This is a genomic window from Endozoicomonas acroporae (assembly GCF_002864045.1).
Taxonomy (GTDB): Bacteria; Pseudomonadota; Gammaproteobacteria; order Pseudomonadales; family Endozoicomonadaceae; genus Endozoicomonas; species Endozoicomonas acroporae.
Map to the genome: position 1 here is coordinate 1 of NZ_PJPV01000179.1, position 1,371 is coordinate 1,371.

Genomic DNA, 1,371 nt, shown 5'->3' on the forward strand with positions numbered 1-1,371 from the left:
TTGGTTCAGGCATGACCTGCACCATCGCTGAGGTATGTTCATTGCCAGTTAATAGCCTGTTGTCGCTGACTGTTGGTAGATTTCTTGATAGGGAACTGATCACTCCCGGAAGCCTGGAAGCTGCGTCAGCAGGCATGGCCGGTTCGGTCTCCATTGGCTCCGGATTAGCAGGTAGCGAAGTTGCAGAACACACAATACTCCTGCTGTTGTCAGTAACACGCCTGCGCTTTATGGATGGGATGGGCCCGGATTCAGATTGCAGTTGATGCGGTGGAAATGTTCCAGTGCCCGTTGTTGTCTGTTCCACCTGGTAACCTGACATGGATCGCTTTCTTTCTTGTTTTCGGCTGTTTGCTGGCTGGTGCCTTCCGGCTTCAGTGGATGTTAACGGGGATGCCGTGTCTGCGGTTACTGAGGAGGAAGGTGACTGCATGGTTTCTTCGGGGATTACCTGTTTCCAGTTGGAGAATCGTCTGGGGATGACAACAATAGAACTGACCTGGTCAGCCCGGTAAAGTTCCAGGCAGCCGGTATCAGGGGCACCGGACCTTAGTGGCACACAGAACTGGCCGTGAGATGTGTTCCGGGATAGCGCACCGCTGGCTTTTACATTCCAGGGCAGGAGTGCTTCCAGCTTCTCAACCGTATCCGCATACGGCAGTTCCTCCAGTACGTAACAAATGTAATGAGAAGAAGAAGACAGAGTGTCGACAAATACCGGTCATGGTAGCCAGAGACCGGGATAATCAGACGGTTGATGGCATTCTGGAGAATCAGAGTGCAGACGAGCTTTGTCGTCATTTGAACGGTCGAATAAATATTGAAGCAGTCGTATGCGCCGATGCAAGCCTTGCACATGAGAAGCTTGCGAGAACCGTTCACCTTTAAAGAACTGGTGTCATCCTCTGGAATACGGGTTATAGAAGGTGTTTTTCACCTGCAACGTGTGAATGCATATCACAGCCCTTGTAGGAACTCTTCCATCCAGTCATCGTTGTTGACCAGTTCTGACTCTGTCGCCAATGAATCCAATGTCGCCAATGAATCCAAATCCCATTCCACTATTTCATCAAGCCCAAGTGGGTCTCTTCTCCTTTTCTCGCTGGCTTCATTCCATTCTTTCCGTGTTTCTGAATCCACTGCGTAGCTCATTTTGCAGATAGCAGTGCTTAATTCAACATAAGTCATTCGGCTTCGGTGGGGTTCCAGCAGTTCAAGTTCTGCATGTCCCAATTCGCGAAAACGATCCAGAGCTTCCATTGCCGCGTCAAAGTTAGATAGCGGCCCTTGAATGCGACTGTTGGCAACCTGGTTTCCTTGAGTTGGTATGCTTGCCCACAGTCGCATTCAAGGGCCGCTATCTAACTTTGA

General features: G+C 50.2%; 3 protein-coding genes. 2 read left to right on the plus strand and 1 reads right to left on the minus strand.

The features are described from left to right. Together CX664_RS25960 and CX664_RS25965 are read left to right on the plus strand one after the other, a co-directional pair. On the plus strand, positions 1-266 hold a 266-nt coding region (locus CX664_RS25960; protein WP_180966605.1), incomplete at its 5' end, for a hypothetical protein. A 54-nt stretch (positions 267-320) separates the two neighbouring features. Next, entirely contained in the window at positions 321-515 is a 195-nt protein-coding gene (locus tag CX664_RS25965; protein ID WP_146000254.1) for a hypothetical protein, read from the plus strand. Between the two features lie 442 nt (positions 516-957). On the opposite strand, the gene CX664_RS26700 is transcribed toward CX664_RS25965, so the two are convergent. Beyond that, a complete protein-coding gene (locus CX664_RS26700) occupies positions 958-1,347 on the minus strand; it encodes a hypothetical protein (RefSeq protein WP_101749025.1) in 390 nt (129 codons plus the stop codon). Between the last annotated feature and the right edge of the window lie 24 nt (positions 1,348-1,371).

Bases quoted from the DNA above. Each gene is read 5' to 3' on its own strand.
- CX664_RS26700 (WP_101749025.1), bottom strand. From the start codon at position 1,347: ATGCGACTGTGGGCAAGCATACCAACTCAAGGAAACCAGGTTGCCAAC.
- CX664_RS25965 (WP_146000254.1), top strand. From the start codon at position 321: ATGGATCGCTTTCTTTCTTGTTTTCGGCTGTTTGCTGGCTGGTGCCTT.